This window comes from Bacillus cereus group sp. Bc010, from assembly GCF_027716745.1.
GTDB classification, from domain to species: domain Bacteria; phylum Bacillota; class Bacilli; order Bacillales; family Bacillaceae_G; genus Bacillus_A; species Bacillus_A pacificus.
Window position 1 is genome coordinate 303758 of sequence record NZ_JAQFUY010000002.1, and the last position, 14884, is coordinate 318641.

Sequence of the window (14884 nt, forward strand, 5' to 3'; positions counted from 1 at the left end):
GTGCCATCCTCTTTTATTGCAAATTTCTCGTTAAAGGTAAAATAAACACTTCTACACGTCTATTTTTCGCTTTTCCTTCTTGCGTATCATTTGGAGCAATTGACCGGTATTCTCCGTAACCAACTGCACTAAATTTTCCTGGTTGTAATTCTTTATTTTGCAGTAATACTTGCATAAAATTAACTGCCCGCTGCGTACTTAATTCCCAGTTCGATGCAAATTGCGCATTTGCAATAGGAACATTATCTGTATGTCCAGATACTGTGATTTCACGAGGTGATGCTGAAACAAGTAAATTAGACATTTCTTTCGCAATACTTAACGATTCTAATTTTACGTCCGCTTTCCCAGAATCAAATAGTACATTTTCTAATATCGTTACCTTCAATCCCTTTTCTGTTAAATCAGTTTTAAAAGAAGAAGATAATCGATTTTCCTCAATATACTTATCAATACCTTTTTGTACCGCTTTTAATTCGTTCATTTCTTGTTGCTTTACTTCAGCTTCAGCATTCTTTTTAATCTTCTCAGACTCTAAACTACTTGCTGATAATTCCTTTTCATCATTTGGCTTCTGATCACTTAAAAATTCTTTGTTACCTGTTCCACCAGCTAATTCACTTCGAAAAGCAACAGCCATCTGTTTAAACTTAGCAGCATCTATACTGCTCATTGCGAATAAAACGATGAACAATGCAAACAACAACGTTAACATATCAGAATAAGGGATTAGCCAAGTTTCATCGATATGTTCTTCGTGTTTTTTCTTTTTACTTCTTCTATTTTTTTTACTCCGCATTTTTTTCTGCCCCTTTTTCAAGCTTTTTGCGCTCAGTTGCAGAAAGTGCACCTAAAATGCGGTTCTTCATAATAAACGGATATGTACCTTCTTGTAACATTAATAGACAATCAATAATTAAACGTTTTTTCTCTAATTCAGCTGCAGATTTTTGCTTTAATTTATTTGCAAATGGATGCCATAGTATATAACCTGAGAAAATACCAAAAATCGTTGCAATAAATGCACCCGAAATAGCGTGACCTAACTTTTCAATATCAGTTAAATTACCAAGTGCAGCTACAAGACCAATAACAGCACCTAAAACCCCTAATGTTGGTGCATATGTACCAGCTTGAGAAAAAATTGCTGCTCCCTTTGCATGCCTTTCTTCAATTGCTTCTAATTCAGCTTCTAAAATTTGTTCTAAATCTTCTGCAGATACGCCATCAATCACAAATTTCATACCACGCAAAAGAAATTCATCTTGAATTTTGTCTAATTGCTGCTCTAAAGACAAAATACCGTATTTTCTACTTTCAGATGTCCAATGAACAAACAATTCTAGCAACTGTTCATAACTTAAATCTTTTTTATTAGAACCAAAAAGAACTTTAAATAATTTTGGAATCTTTTTTAATTGATTCATTGGAAATGCTATACATACTGCAGCAAATGTACCAACGAAAATAATTAATGCTGCGGCAGGATTAACTAAGGCCATTACGTCAGCGCCCTTGACGACCATTCCTACTACTACCGCCACTACTCCTAAAATAATTCCAATAAGTGTTGCAAAATCCATTCCCATTCACTCCTAGTCTATACAAGAAGTTTTTTATTCTCGATAATCGCTACATCTTCTTATGTGTATATATTACATAAAAAATGAATTTCATGAAAGACAAGAAATGAATTATATAAAAAAATACTACAATTTCACACATTTTCTGACATTTTCTTTGCATTTCTATTACGTTACGACTCTTATATTTCTTTTTCATTAAACTAGACTTATAATAAGAAACGATACACATTTTATTAAGAAAGGACTGTGATTACAAGGCATCATGAAAAAGATAATTATTATTTCTGCCACTACTATTGTAATCGGTATCACTTCTTTCGCTTACTTTAGTTCTAAATCACCACTACAAAATAATGCGAAAGCTGTCGAAAGTCAACAGCATAGTAACCACCAAAAAGAAGAGATTCCTGCTTTTCCAAAAGCTGATCATAATGCAAAGAAGCTAGACAATGATTTTTCCGTTGTAACAAATCCAGAGTCTAATCTTGTATTAGTTAATAAACATCGAAAACTACCAGACGGATACACACCTGAAGACTTAACGAGACCAAACGTACCATTTACTAGTCCAAAAGATAAAGAAAAAACATTGCTGCGCAAAGATGCTGCAGATGCGCTTGAAAATATGTTTGAAGCGGCAAAGAAAGAAGGACTTGAACTTACAGCTGTATCTGGTTATCGTTCATACAAACGCCAAAAATCATTACATGATACATACGTTAGACGTCAAGGAAAAGCTGAGGCAGATTCAGTAAGTGCCATTCCCGGTACGAGTGAACATCAAACTGGTTTAGCAATGGATATTAGTTCAAAATCTGCTAAATTCCAATTAGAGCCTATTTTTGGAGAGACAAACGAAGGTAAATGGGTTGCAAAACATGCTCATGAATTTGGCTTTGTCATTCGTTATTTAGAAGATAAAACAGAAACAACAGAATACTCATATGAACCGTGGCATTTGCGCTACGTTGGAAATCCATACGCTACATACATATATAAACATCATTTAACATTAGAAGAGGCGATGGAAGACAAAAAATAAGAGAGCAAATTGCTCTCTTATTTTTCTTTCACTCTATCATTGTATTAATTTTTTCTTCCACTCTTCAGGCCACGGTTCGCCTCTTCCCGTTTTTTTCGACGCTTGGACCATCATTCCACGACCAACTAAACAAACTTCTCCTTCTGCATTCTTCACCATATAATGCAAATCTAATGAAGAATTTCCAACTGATCCAGCTTTTACATACACCTTCAACTGTTCATCAAAATATATTTGCTTAATAAAATTACATTGTAAATCCGCAACAACAATCATCGTTTCTGAAGATTCATGCGTCCATTCTTGCATAAATCCAAGTTCTTTAAACAATGCGATACGTGCTTCTTCAAAATAGGTAAAGGCAACGACATTATTTACATGTCCAAACATATCTACTTCACCAAAACGAACCTTTACAGGATTGTAAAACGAAAAACCACTTTCCCATTGCTCAAAGTCTTCAATATAAGAAATCCTCTTCATTGTTCCCTCTCCTTTTCACTTCAAAATAAACAGAATAAACAGAATAATACAGTTATAAATATTGCCCCTTCGAAATGAAGAGGCAATATTTTTTAATAGTTATTGTCGCTACCAAAGAAATCTTTGAACGATTGAATTGTTGTATCACGGTTTAACGCCGCAATTGAAGTTGTTAACGGAATACCCTTTGGACATGATTGCACACAGTTTTGAGAGTTACCACAGTTTGCAAGTCCTCCATCACCCATAATTGCACGTAAGCGATCTGCTTTATGCATTTCACCCGTTGGATGTGAGTTGAATAGACGAGCTTGTGATAACGGAGCTGGTCCAATAAAGTCCGATTTACTATTTACGTTTGGACATGATTCTAAGCAAACACCACATGTCATACATTTTGAAAGCTCATAAGCCCATTGACGTTTCTTCTCAGGCATTCTTGGTCCTGGTCCTAAGTCATACGTACCATCAATTGGAATCCAAGCTTTAACACGTTTTAGAGCATTAAACATGCGACTACGGTCAACTTGTAAGTCACGAACAACCGGGAATGTCTTCATCGGTTTTAAGCGAATTGGTTGTTCTAATTGATCGATAAGAGCTGTACATGATTGACGTGGTTTTCCGTTAATCACCATCGAACATGCACCACATACTTCCTCTAAACAGTTCATATCCCATGCAATCGGAGTTGTTTTGTTTCCTTTTGCATCGACAGGATTACGACGAATTTCCATAAGCGCCGAAATAATATTCATATTCGGACGATACGGAATTTCAAACTCTTGGTCAAACGCTTGCGCATCTGGTCCGTCTTGTCTCGTAATGATGAGGCGGATTGTTTTCTCAGACATGTTGTTTATCCCCCTTCTCTTCACTCTTAGCAGCTACATCGTGTTTTGAAGAATAATCACGTTTACGTGGTTTAATTAATGAAATATCCACGTCTTCGTAACGGAATGCCGGTGCATTTCCTTCTCCTTCAAATTTCGCCATCGTAGTTTTTAAGAAGTTTGCATCATCACGATTTGGGAATTCAGGTTTGTAATGCGCCCCACGGCTCTCATTACGGTTATATGCGCCAATTGTAATAACACGTGCTAATTCAAACATATTTGCAAGTTGGCGTGTAAATGAAGCACCTTGGTTGCTCCATCTCGCTGTATCGTTAATGTTAATACGTTTGTAGCGAGCCATTAACTCTTCAATTTTTGCATCTGTTTCTAATAATTTTTTATTTTCACGAACTACTGTAACGTTATCTGTCATCCATTCTCCAAGCTCTTTATGAAGAACATACGCATTTTCGTTACCATCAAGCGTTAAAATATTGTTAAATTTCTCTGTTTCGATTAATTCATTTTGTTCATACACATTAGATGAAACGGCATCTGATGATTTAGAAAGACCTTTCATATATTCAATTGCATTTGGTCCTGCTACCATACCACCGTAAATTGCTGATAACAGTGAGTTCGCGCCAAGACGGTTACCACCGTGCATAGAATAATCACACTCACCTGCTGCAAATAAACCTGGAATGCTTGTCATCTGCTTATAATCAACCCATAGCCCGCCCATTGAATAGTGAACAGCTGGGAAGATTTTCATTGGTAGTTTACGAGGATCGTCACCTGTAAATTTCTCATAGATTTCAATAATTCCACCAAGTTTAATATCTAGTTCTTTCGGATCTTTATGAGAAAGATCTAAGTACACCATGTTTTCACCGTTAATACCTAGTTTTTGCTCTACGCAAACATCAAAGATTTCACGCGTTGCGATATCACGAGGTACAAGGTTTCCGTAAGCCGGATATTTTTCTTCTAAGAAGTACCATGGTTTACCATCTTTATATGTCCAAACACGTCCACCTTCACCACGTGCAGATTCACTCATTAGACGTAATTTATCGTCTCCAGGAATTGCCGTTGGGTGAATTTGAATGAACTCACCGTTTGCATAATATGCGCCTTGTTGATATACAGCAGAAGCTGCTGTACCTGTATTGATAATGGAGTTTGTTGATTTTCCGAAGATGATACCAGGGCCCCCTGTTGCCATAATCACGGCATCAGCTCGGAAACTTCTAATCTCCATAGTTTGTAAGTCTTGTGCAACGATTCCTCGGCACACACCTTCATCATCAATAACAGCTCGTAAGAAATCCCAACCTTCATATTTCGTTACAAGTCCTGCTACTTCGTGACGACGTACTTGCTCATCTAATGCGTATAGTAATTGCTGTCCAGTTGTTGCACCAGCAAATGCTGTACGGTGATGTTGCGTTCCACCAAAACGACGGAAATCAAGAAGTCCTTCTTCCGTACGGTTGAACATAACACCCATACGGTCCATTAAATGAATGATACCAGGTGCTGCTTCACACATTGCTTTAACTGGTGGTTGGTTCGCTAAGAAGTCCCCACCATAAATTGTATCGTCAAAGTGGATCCATGGAGAATCCCCTTCACCTTTCGTATTTACGGCACCGTTAATTCCACCTTGGGCACATACAGAATGCGAACGTTTTACTGGTACTAAAGAGAACAGTTCAACATTTACTCCTGCTTCCGCCGCTTTAATCGTTGCCATTAAGCCAGCCAAGCCACCGCCGACTACTATAAGTTTCCCTTTCATGCTCTCCCACTCCTTACTGGTTTGCTAGCTGTGGATCGATGAACGCTAATAATGCACTCACACCTACATAAGATAGACCTAAGAAAATAGCTAATGTTACATAAGTAGAGATTCTTTGTGAACGTGGAGATACTGTAATTCCCCAGCTGATGCAGAATGTCCATAGTCCATTTGCAAAGTGGAAAATTGTTGAAACAACACCAACTAAGTAGAATGCAAACATAGCTGGATTGTTTAAAATATCTGCCATCATATCATAGTTTACCTCTTTACCTAACGCTGCTTGAATACGAGTTTCCCAGACGTGCCAAGAAATGAAAATCAGTGTAACGATACCTGAAATTCTTTGGAAGACGAACATCCAGTTACGGAAATAACCGTAAGAAACCGCATTGTTCTTAGCTGTAAATGCAATATATAAGCCATATATAGCATGGTACAGTATTGGTAAAAAGATAATGAAAATTTCTAGCGCATACCGGAATGGAAGGAGCTCCATAAAGCCTGCAGCTTTGTTAAAAGCCTCTGCTCCTCGTGTTGCAAAGTTGTTTACAATTAAATGTTGCGTCAAAAAGACACCAACCGGGATGACCCCCATTAATGAGTGCCACTTACGAAACGTATACTCGCGGCCTTTCATGTCCCCATTACCCCCCTTGAATGATTGACTGCTGTTTTCAGATTAGTTTATGGCAATAATGTTTTTTCACTATTGGCATAAGAAAAACTGAAAAAATTATTCGAAATATTTCAGCATAATTTGATACCAAGTTCATTTTACTCCTATTTTTGTCGAAGCGTCAAGAAAACGTATACATAATTTGCATATAATTTGCCAATTCTTTTTTTCTTCTTATATATTCAGATTTTCCCAAAGAAAAATCTGTTTTTATAAATGAGAAATGTTATATAATAATCCCTATAGAAAGAGGGGAATATTGTGAGTAAAAATACAATCGATACAACATCTTTAGAAGATCTTTCATTGAACGCCTTCGCTTACGAATTGCTACGTGAAGAATTACTACCTGATTTAATCGGTAACGATCTAGATGGTATTTTATACTGGTCCGGTAGAAACCTTGCAAGAAAATATCCACTAGACACAATTGAAGAAGTCATTCAGTTCTTTGAAAAAGCTGGCTGGGGCACTTTAAGCATTATTGAACATAAGCGTCGTGAAATGCAGTTCCAACTTAAAGGCACACTCATCGCTGAACGTCAAAAACAAAAAAGACATTCTTCTTATCAATTAGAAGCTGGGTTCATCGCTGAACAAATTCAAAAGCAACGAAACGTCGTTGCAGAGTCCTACGAAGAAAAGAAAAAACGTTCAGACTCTATTACATTTCTTGTAAAATGGGATATAAAAGATCTCATTGAAGTGTAGCATTACCCGCAGTCAACTAGACATATCAGTTTAGTTGACTTTTTGCATTTTCATTCATTTGAATTTATTTTAAATCTTCAGAAATTATACCAAAAAATAGAAGACGTTGTAAACTACAACGTCTTCTTATCCGCTAAATAAGTATAAATCGTCTCTGCGACATTTTTCGGCATACCCGCTTCGACAAATTCTGTTACAGAAGCCTCTTTCATCTTTTTTAGCGATCCGAAATGTTTTAACAATATCTTTTTTCGTTTATCTCCAATTCCAGGAATATCATCGAGTGCCGATTGAATGACAGATTTCCCATGTAATTGACGATGGAATGTAATTGCAAATCGATGCACCTCATCTTGAATGCGCTGCAATAAATAAAATTCTTGGCTATTTCTCTCAAGCATCACAGGTTCAGGTGGATCCCCAATAATTAAATGGGATGTTTTATGTTTGTCATCTTTCACAAGACCTGCCATCGGAATATATAAACCGAGCTCATTTTCTAGAATATCACTTGCAGCCGCCAGATGGCCTTTTCCGCCATCAATAATGATTAAATCTGGTAAAGGTAAGTTCTCTTTCAGTGCCCTTGTATAACGGCGTCTCACAACTTCTCTCATAGACTCATAATCATCTGGCCCTTGAACCGTTTTAATTTTATATTTCCTGTATTCTTTCTTAGCTGGTTTCCCATCAATAAAAGCAATCATTGCAGAAACAGGATTTGTGCCTTGAATATTTGAGTTATCAAACGCTTCAATACGATGAGGCGTTTCAATTCCGAGCTGCTTCCCTAAATTCTCTACAGCTTTAATCGTTCGCTCTTCATCGCGCTCAATTAAATAGAATTTCTCTTCAAGAGCAATCTTCGCATTTTTATTTGCCAGTTCTACAAGATCTTTTTTCTTACCGCGTTTCGGCTGTGTCGCTTCCACTTCTAAAAAGCGTTCTATTAATTCTGAATCGATACTTCCTGGAACGACGATTTCCTTCGGCTTAAAATGACTGCTGTTTTCATAAAATTGACCGATAAACGTTAAGAATCCCTCTTCTGGTTCGTCGTAGATTGGAAACATAGAAACATCACGTTCGATTAGCTTTCCTTTTCGAACGAAGAAAACTTGAACACACATCCACCCTTTATCAACTGCATACCCAAACACATCACGATCCACTAAATCACTCATAATCATCTTTTGTTTTTCCATAATCGCATCGATATGAGCGATTTGATCACGTAACTCTTTTGCACGTTCAAACTCTAGTTTCTCTGAAGCTTCATACATTTTTGTTTCTAATTCTGAACGAACTTCTTTATGCCCACCATTTAAAAACTTAATAATTTCATCTACAATTTCTTTGTTTTGTTCTTCCGTCACTTCTTTCACACAAGGCGCTAAACATTGACCCATATGATAATATAAACAAACTTTATCGGGCATATTTGAGCACTTACGAAGCGGATACATACGATCTAGCAGTTTTTTCGTTTCATGAGCTGATTGTGCATTCGGATAAGGGCCAAAATACTTTCCCTTATCCTTTTTTACATTTCTCGTAATAAGTAATCGTGGTTGTTTCTCAGCTGTAATTTTAATAAAAGGATATGTTTTATCATCTTTTAATTGAATGTTATATTTTGGATCATGCTTTTTTATTAAGTTCAACTCTAAAATGAGAGCCTCTAGATTTGAGGAGGTTACAATATATTCAAAATCTACAATTTCTCCTACTAGCCGAAGTGTTTTCCCGTCATGCGAACCAGTAAAGTACGAGCGCACACGATTTTTAAGCACCTTTGCCTTTCCGACATATATAACCGTTCCTTGCTTATCTTTCATTAAATAACAACCAGGTTGATCTGGTAAAATAGCCAATTTCTCTTTTAAATGTTCGTGCACTCGTTACCCTCCATTTCTACATGCTTAGCATTTTTATTTTCACATGAAAACATACTATGCCAAAACACCCAACATACGTTCTTTTATTGTAACGGAAAGGTGTAAAAAAGAAAAATAAAAAAAGCTACCAAATGGTAGCCCTTTTATTTTAGAAGTGTTTAGAAACTAATTCCACTAACGCTTCTTTCGGTTTGTAACCTAACGCTTGATCAACTACTTTACCGTCTTTTAATACGAAAAGAGCTGGAATGCTCATTACTTCGAATTGACGAGCAGTTTCTTGATTTTCATCCACGTCTACTTTTACTACTTTTACTTTTTCGCCTAGTTCTGCATCAATTTCCTCTAATACAGGAGCGATCATTTTACAAGGTCCACACCAAGGTGCCCAGAAATCTAATAATACAACACCTTCGCTAGTTTCAGCTGCGAAGCTTTGGTCATTTGCGTTTACAATTGCCATTTTATTTCCTCCTTCAAGTATATTCTACCAAGAGTATATCATTAACTTATATACGTGGCGAATAATATGTATCGTTATGTATTGTAACAAAAAAGTGTTCCTTTATACTATATAAAAATACGGATTACATACTAAAAAGATGAGAGACAGGGGATCTCTCACCTTTTTCTATATATAGGGGTACTTCACTTGGAACTCAAGGGTACTCAAATCATGAATGTACTTTTAACTTTTTAAACTCTTCTGTTAAAAGAGGTACAACTTCAAATAGATCGCCAACAATACCGTAGTCAGCTACTTTGAAAATACTTGCTTCTGGATCTTTATTGATCGCAACGATTATTTTTGAGTTAGACATACCAGCTAAATGCTGAATCGCACCAGAAATACCACATGCAATGTACAGGTCTGGTGTAACAACTTTACCAGTTTGACCAATTTGTAATGAGTAATCGCAATACTCAGCGTCACAAGCACCACGAGATGCTCCAACAGCGCCGCCTAATACGTCAGCTAACTCTTTTAATGGCTTGAATCCTTCTTCACTCTTCACACCGCGTCCGCCAGCGATAATAACTTTTGCTTCAGAAAGATCAACGCCCTCTGCCGTCTTACGGACGACATCTTGAATGATTGTACGTAAGTCTTTCACATCTACTGTAATAGAAGACACGTCACCACTGCGAGACTCATCTTTTTCAAGCGTTGCGATGTTATTTGGACGCACTGTCGCAAATAACATGCCGTCTGTTACAATCTTCTTCTCAAACGCTTTACCAGAGTAAATTGGACGAGTAAAGATAACATTTCCACCTTCAACTTCTAAAGCAGTTACGTCAGAAACTAGACCAGCTTCAAGCTTCGCTGCTAATTTTGGTGATAAATCTTTACCAAGTGCTGTATGTCCAAATACAATACCTTCTGGATTTTCTTCAGCATATACAGCTAAAAATGCTTGTGCATACCCATCAGATGTATATGATTTTAATTTATCATTTTCAACTGTCACAACGCGATCTGCACCGTAATGAATCAACTCATTTGCAAAAGAGGCAACGCTGTCTCCAACTAGAAGACCTACTACTTCACCGCCTTCTGCAATTGTTTTTGCTGCTGCTACCGCTTCAAATGAAACGTTACGTAGCGATCCATCACGAACTTCACCCATTACTAATACTTTACGAGCCATAGATTTTCCCTCCTGCATATATAATTTCGTATTTTATTAGATTACTTTCGCTTCTGTATGGAGCAACGATACAAGTTCTTTTACTTGATCTTGCAGCTCGCCTTGTAACACTTTTCCTGCATCTTTCTTAGGAGGCAAATAGATTTCAATTGTTTTTGTCTTTGCTTCCACATCATCTTCTTCTAAATCTAAATCATCTAATTCTAATTCTTCTAGTGGCTTTTTCTTCGCTTTCATAATACCTGGAAGCGATGGATAACGTGGTTCATTTAAACCTTGTTGTGCTGTTACTAATACTGGCAATGAAGTTTCAATCACTTCTGTATCGCCTTCAACATCACGCTCAATCTTCACGTTTTTACCGTCAATTGCAAGTTTTGTAATTGTCGTTACATACGGAATATTTAACGCTTCAGCTACACGCGGGCCAACTTGTCCAGATGCACCATCAATTGCAACGTTTCCGCCTAAAATTAAATCTGCATCTTTATCTTTTAAATATTCAGCAAGCACTTTTGCAGTCGTGAACTGGTCACCATTTTCTACATCATCTTCAATATTAATTAATACCGCTTTATCGCAGCCCATCGCTAACGCCGTACGAAGTTCTTTCTCGCTATCTTCGCCACCAACTGTTACGACAGTAACTTCTCCACCTTGTGCGTCTCTTACTTGAATTGCTTCTTCAATTGCATATTCATCGTAAGGGTTGATGATGAATTCCGCTTCGCCATCGTAAATTGCACCGTTTTTAATTACGATTTTTTCTTCTGTATCAAATGTTCGTTTCATGAGTACGTAGATGTTCATTCCATTTACCCCCTTGTTTTTCAGAAAGATTCTATCAATTCTAATTTTCTGTTAATTTATATTAAAAAAATAATTAAACTACCTGCCGCTAAATGAAGGCTTACGTTTTTCTAAAAACGCTGCTACACCTTCTCTTCCATCTTCACTCGTAAATACTTCACCAAAGATTTGAGCTTCGCGTTGTACACCTTCATAATAATGAGACGATTTCGTCGTTTGCAATAACTCTAGTACAGCACGAGTCGTCGCTGGGCTTTTTCCAGCAATCTGTTTTGCAACTTTAAGCGTATCATCTAAAAATGTTTCTTCAGCAAAAACTCCGTTAACTAGTCCCCATTTTAATGCTTCTGCACCAGTAATCGGTGTACTTGTTAACATCATTTCACAAGCTTTCGCTTTCCCAACATAACGTGGTAATCGCTGTGTACCTGCAAATCCAGGAATTAATCCAAGTGTTAATTCAGGTAAACCAAGTTTTGCACTTTCAGTTGCAAAGCGCATGTGGCAAGACATAGCAAACTCAAGGCCGCCGCCAAGTGCCGCTCCATGAATTGCCGCGATAACTGGTTTTGAACATTTTTCAACGCGCTCAAACGTAACTTGTCCAAGCTGCGCTAATTCAGTCGCTTGCTTCGCTTCAGTAACAGATGTAAATTCTTTAATATCTGCTCCCGCCGAGAAGAAACGCCCTTCACCGTGAATAACAACAACACGAATGTTATCATCCTTCTCCACTTGATCAATTAATTCAGTAACGTCATGCATAACTTGTGAAGACATCGCGTTAGCTGGCGCATGATTTAACGTAGCCACCGCGATATGATCTTCAACTCTTACAGATAGGAATTTCAACATGATCCCTCCCATTATTGACGATAACCACAAGCTGCAATAAGTAGCCCATGTACCGTTTTTGAAAGTGCGACCAGATCATACTTATGATCGCTCATTACCCAATTGGTCACAACTTCATCTACTGTTCCAAAGATCATTTGTCTTGCCACGCGAACATTTAAATCCGCTCGAAATTCACCTTGCTTTATACCTGTCTCTAAAATCTCATCCATAACTTGTAAGTAGCCTTTTAATACTTCATTTATTTTTAGGCGTAATTCTTGATTGGACTGTCTTAGCTCTAATTGCGTAACGATAGCAAGAGGATCATTTTGTGACAACAGCAAGAAGTGCGTTTCTACCAACATGAATAACTTCGATACAGCGCTTTCAATTCCTGCTGTTTTTTGACGAATTGTTTCGACAAATTCTCCCATCTTCTCTTGGAATAAGGATATTAATATATCTTCTTTATTTTTAAAATATAAATAAATCGTGCCATCCGCTACCCCAGCTTGCTTTGCTATTTTAGAAACTTGCGCTTGATGGTACCCATTCTCCGCAATCACAATGACTGCCGCATCAATAATTTGATTGTATTTCGGTCTATTTTTCTTCACTTTACTGTCCCCTTCAAGAAGATGACTGAATGAATAGTCATTCATATTCTTATAATACTGACTATTTAGAAAAGTGTCAATCCTATTTTTTCAAAAAGAAAGGGCCTTAGCCCGTTTGCTCATCCTCATTCTTTCTTTTCTCTTCATCAATTAGGACACGGCGTAAAATTTTTCCGACTGTCGTTTTCGGCAGTTCATCTCTAAACTCATATACTTTCGGCACTTTATAGGCCGCTAAATATTTACGAGCAAACTGATTTAATTCTTCCTCAGAACACTCTGTACCTTCTTTTAACACAACAAACGCTTTAACTGTCTCTCCTCGGTATGGATCGGGAACTCCAATCGTCACTACTTCTTGCACTTTTTCATGCTCATATAATACTTCTTCTACTTCACGAGGATACACATTAAATCCACTCGCAACAATCATATCTTTCTTACGATCTTTCACATAGAAAAAGCCATCTTCATCCATATAGCCAACATCGCCTGTATGGAGCCATCCATCTTGCAGTACAGCTGCTGTTTCTTCTGGCTTATTCCAATATCCTTTCATAATTTGAGGACCTTTTACTACAATTTCACCGATTTCTCCCGGTGGTAATGCCTCACCAGTTTCAAGCGACATAATCATTGCTTCTGTATCTGGCCACGGAACTCCAATGCTACCTGGCACTCGCTTTTCCCATAAAAAATTACTATGTGTAACGGGAGATGATTCTGTTAAACCATATCCCTCTACTAGTTTGCCCCCTGTAACTGTTTCGAACTTTTCCTGTACTTCTACTGGCAGTGGTGCTGATCCACTAATACAAGCACGAATAGAAGATATATCGTATTCTTTTAAAAGCGGGCTATTTAAAAGAGCGATATAAATAGTTGGTGCCCCTGGAAATAATGTCACTTTATGCTTCTTAATCGCTTCAAAAACCATTTTCATATCAAATTTTGGAATAAGAACCATTTTGTATCCTTGCATAATACTTAAATTCATGACAGCCGTCATGCCGTACACGTGGAAAAATGGAAGAACCCCAAGAACGACTTCTTCTCCTTCTTTGCAATTATATAACCATTGAACTCCCATCAAAGTGTTAGAAACGAGGTTTTTATGCGTTAACATAACACCCTTCGGAAATCCAGTTGTTCCTCCTGTGTACTGTAAAAGAGCTAAATCATTTTCAGGATCACAAGGCACTTCAACATCCGTATTCACTTCTTTTTCTACTGAGTTCCAAAGATGAATCGTTTCACTCTCTGATACTTTCACAACTAAATTCGACTGTTTTTTCTGCACAAATGGATACAATAGATTTTTAGGGAAGGGTAAAAAGTCCGCAATACGCGTTACGATAATATGCTCAAATTTTGTAGCAGATTGAACATTCGTCACTCTTGGAAATACTAAATCGAGGCAAAGAATGACTTTTGCTCCCGAGTCATGAAGCTGATATTCTAATTCTCTTTCTGTATATAGTGGATTTGTTTGTACTACGATACCTCCTGCAAGTAATGTACCGTAATAACCAATTACAGCTTGCGGACAGTTCGGCAACATAATAGCAACTCGATCACCCTTTTCCACACCGAGCTTTTGAAGATAATTTGCAAATCTCTTCACCTTATCATGAAAGTCTGAAAATGTAATATCCTTCCCCAAAAAGTGAAGCGCTTTCTTTTCTGGGTAGCGAGAAGCCATCTGTTCTACATATTTATGAAGCGGCTGAATATCATAAGAAATTGTACTTGGAATTTCCTCTGGATAATTTTTCAACCATGGTTTTTCCACCTTCATTCCCCCTTCAAATACATAAAAATAAATGAATGTTCATTCATGAGGTTGTTTTCATTATATTATAGTCACCATAACGTTACAATCATAATATTCCGACTTTTATATAACTATGCTTTACTTCATTAACTTCT

At 37.3% G+C, this 14884-nt stretch carries 15 protein-coding genes; 2 read left to right on the forward strand and 13 right to left on the reverse strand.

Annotated features, from left to right (window positions below):
- Positions 1 to 13: 13 nt before the first annotated feature.
- Together motB and motA are read right to left on the reverse strand one after the other, a co-directional pair.
- A complete protein-coding gene (gene motB / locus PDQ68_RS04625; protein ID WP_001256752.1) occupies positions 14 to 799 on the reverse strand; it encodes a flagellar motor protein MotB in 786 nt (261 codons plus the stop codon).
- Complete coding sequence (motA, locus tag PDQ68_RS04630; RefSeq protein WP_000344868.1) at positions 789 to 1583, reverse strand: flagellar motor stator protein MotA; 795 nt, start codon at positions 1581 to 1583, stop codon at positions 789 to 791. Before motA ends, motB begins: the two co-directional genes overlap by 11 nt.
- A 265-nt stretch (positions 1584 to 1848) precedes the next feature.
- On the opposite strand from motA, the gene PDQ68_RS04635 reads away from it, so the two are divergent.
- The gene (locus PDQ68_RS04635) at positions 1849 to 2628 is read left to right on the forward strand and encodes a M15 family metallopeptidase (RefSeq protein ID WP_016718620.1); all 780 of its coding nucleotides are present in this window, start codon (positions 1849 to 1851) and stop codon (positions 2626 to 2628) included.
- Between the two features lie 36 nt (positions 2629 to 2664).
- On the opposite strand, the gene PDQ68_RS04640 is transcribed toward PDQ68_RS04635, so the two are convergent.
- The 4 genes from PDQ68_RS04640 to sdhC all read right to left on the reverse strand — a co-directional run bounded on the left by PDQ68_RS04640 (position 2665) and on the right by sdhC (position 6391).
- On the reverse strand, positions 2665 to 3111 hold the full coding sequence (locus PDQ68_RS04640) for an acyl-CoA thioesterase (protein ID WP_000822739.1): 447 nt from the start codon (positions 3109 to 3111) through the stop codon (positions 2665 to 2667).
- A gap of 92 nt (positions 3112 to 3203) precedes the next feature.
- Positions 3204 to 3965: a succinate dehydrogenase iron-sulfur subunit gene (sdhB, locus tag PDQ68_RS04645; RefSeq protein WP_001291825.1), complete on the reverse strand. Its 762-nt coding sequence runs from the start codon at positions 3963 to 3965 to the stop codon at positions 3204 to 3206.
- Entirely contained in the window at positions 3958 to 5751 is a 1794-nt protein-coding gene (gene sdhA / locus PDQ68_RS04650) for a succinate dehydrogenase flavoprotein subunit (protein ID WP_270786590.1), read from the reverse strand. The genes sdhB and sdhA overlap by 8 nt, the downstream gene beginning before the upstream one ends.
- A 13-nt stretch (positions 5752 to 5764) precedes the next feature.
- The gene (sdhC, locus tag PDQ68_RS04655; RefSeq protein WP_000678352.1) at positions 5765 to 6391 is read right to left on the reverse strand and encodes a succinate dehydrogenase cytochrome B558; all 627 of its coding nucleotides are present in this window, start codon (positions 6389 to 6391) and stop codon (positions 5765 to 5767) included.
- Between the two features lie 300 nt (positions 6392 to 6691).
- On the opposite strand from sdhC, the gene PDQ68_RS04660 reads away from it, so the two are divergent.
- A complete protein-coding gene (locus tag PDQ68_RS04660) occupies positions 6692 to 7141 on the forward strand; it encodes a YslB family protein (RefSeq protein WP_061183299.1) in 450 nt (149 codons plus the stop codon).
- Between the two features lie 113 nt (positions 7142 to 7254).
- Here PDQ68_RS04660 and uvrC read toward each other — a convergent pair whose 3' ends face one another.
- The 7 genes from uvrC to PDQ68_RS04695 all read right to left on the reverse strand — a co-directional run bounded on the left by uvrC (position 7255) and on the right by PDQ68_RS04695 (position 14747).
- Complete coding sequence (uvrC, locus tag PDQ68_RS04665) at positions 7255 to 9039, reverse strand: excinuclease ABC subunit C (RefSeq protein ID WP_061183300.1); 1785 nt, start codon at positions 9037 to 9039, stop codon at positions 7255 to 7257.
- Positions 9040 to 9187: 148 nt separating this feature from the next.
- The gene (trxA, locus tag PDQ68_RS04670) at positions 9188 to 9502 is read right to left on the reverse strand and encodes a thioredoxin (protein WP_001018943.1); all 315 of its coding nucleotides are present in this window, start codon (positions 9500 to 9502) and stop codon (positions 9188 to 9190) included.
- Between the two features lie 211 nt (positions 9503 to 9713).
- Positions 9714 to 10691: an electron transfer flavoprotein subunit alpha gene (gene etfA, locus PDQ68_RS04675; protein WP_016718622.1), complete on the reverse strand. Its 978-nt coding sequence runs from the start codon at positions 10689 to 10691 to the stop codon at positions 9714 to 9716.
- Positions 10692 to 10727: 36 nt separating this feature from the next.
- Positions 10728 to 11501 carry an electron transfer flavoprotein subunit beta gene (etfB, locus tag PDQ68_RS04680; RefSeq protein ID WP_001029026.1) on the reverse strand — a complete coding sequence of 258 codons (774 nt, stop codon included), beginning with the start codon at positions 11499 to 11501 and terminating at the stop codon, positions 10728 to 10730.
- A 78-nt stretch (positions 11502 to 11579) separates the two neighbouring features.
- The gene (locus PDQ68_RS04685) at positions 11580 to 12356 is read right to left on the reverse strand and encodes an enoyl-CoA hydratase (protein ID WP_000911295.1); all 777 of its coding nucleotides are present in this window, start codon (positions 12354 to 12356) and stop codon (positions 11580 to 11582) included.
- Positions 12357 to 12367: 11 nt separating this feature from the next.
- Positions 12368 to 12955: a TetR/AcrR family transcriptional regulator gene (locus tag PDQ68_RS04690; RefSeq protein WP_000742224.1), complete on the reverse strand. Its 588-nt coding sequence runs from the start codon at positions 12953 to 12955 to the stop codon at positions 12368 to 12370.
- Positions 12956 to 13061: 106 nt separating this feature from the next.
- On the reverse strand, positions 13062 to 14747 hold the full coding sequence (locus PDQ68_RS04695) for a long-chain-fatty-acid--CoA ligase (protein ID WP_061183301.1): 1686 nt from the start codon (positions 14745 to 14747) through the stop codon (positions 13062 to 13064).
- Positions 14748 to 14884: the final 137 nt, after the last annotated feature.

Coding starts and splice junctions, on each gene's coding strand:
- sdhC (WP_000678352.1), bottom strand. CDS start 6,391: ATGAAAGGCCGCGAGTATACGTTTCGTAAGTGGCACTCATTAATGGGG.
- trxA (WP_001018943.1), bottom strand. CDS start 9,502: ATGGCAATTGTAAACGCAAATGACCAAAGCTTCGCAGCTGAAACTAGC.
- etfB (WP_001029026.1), bottom strand. CDS start 11,501: ATGAACATCTACGTACTCATGAAACGAACATTTGATACAGAAGAAAAA.
- motB (WP_001256752.1), bottom strand. CDS start 799: ATGCGGAGTAAAAAAAATAGAAGAAGTAAAAAGAAAAAACACGAAGAA.
- sdhB (WP_001291825.1), bottom strand. CDS start 3,965: ATGTCTGAGAAAACAATCCGCCTCATCATTACGAGACAAGACGGACCA.
- PDQ68_RS04635 (WP_016718620.1), top strand. CDS start 1,849: ATGAAAAAGATAATTATTATTTCTGCCACTACTATTGTAATCGGTATC.
- sdhA (WP_270786590.1), bottom strand. CDS start 5,751: ATGAAAGGGAAACTTATAGTAGTCGGCGGTGGCTTGGCTGGCTTAATG.
- PDQ68_RS04640 (WP_000822739.1), bottom strand. CDS start 3,111: ATGAAGAGGATTTCTTATATTGAAGACTTTGAGCAATGGGAAAGTGGT.
- motA (WP_000344868.1), bottom strand. CDS start 1,583: ATGGATTTTGCAACACTTATTGGAATTATTTTAGGAGTAGTGGCGGTA.
- etfA (WP_016718622.1), bottom strand. CDS start 10,691: ATGGCTCGTAAAGTATTAGTAATGGGTGAAGTTCGTGATGGATCGCTA.
- PDQ68_RS04685 (WP_000911295.1), bottom strand. CDS start 12,356: ATGTTGAAATTCCTATCTGTAAGAGTTGAAGATCATATCGCGGTGGCT.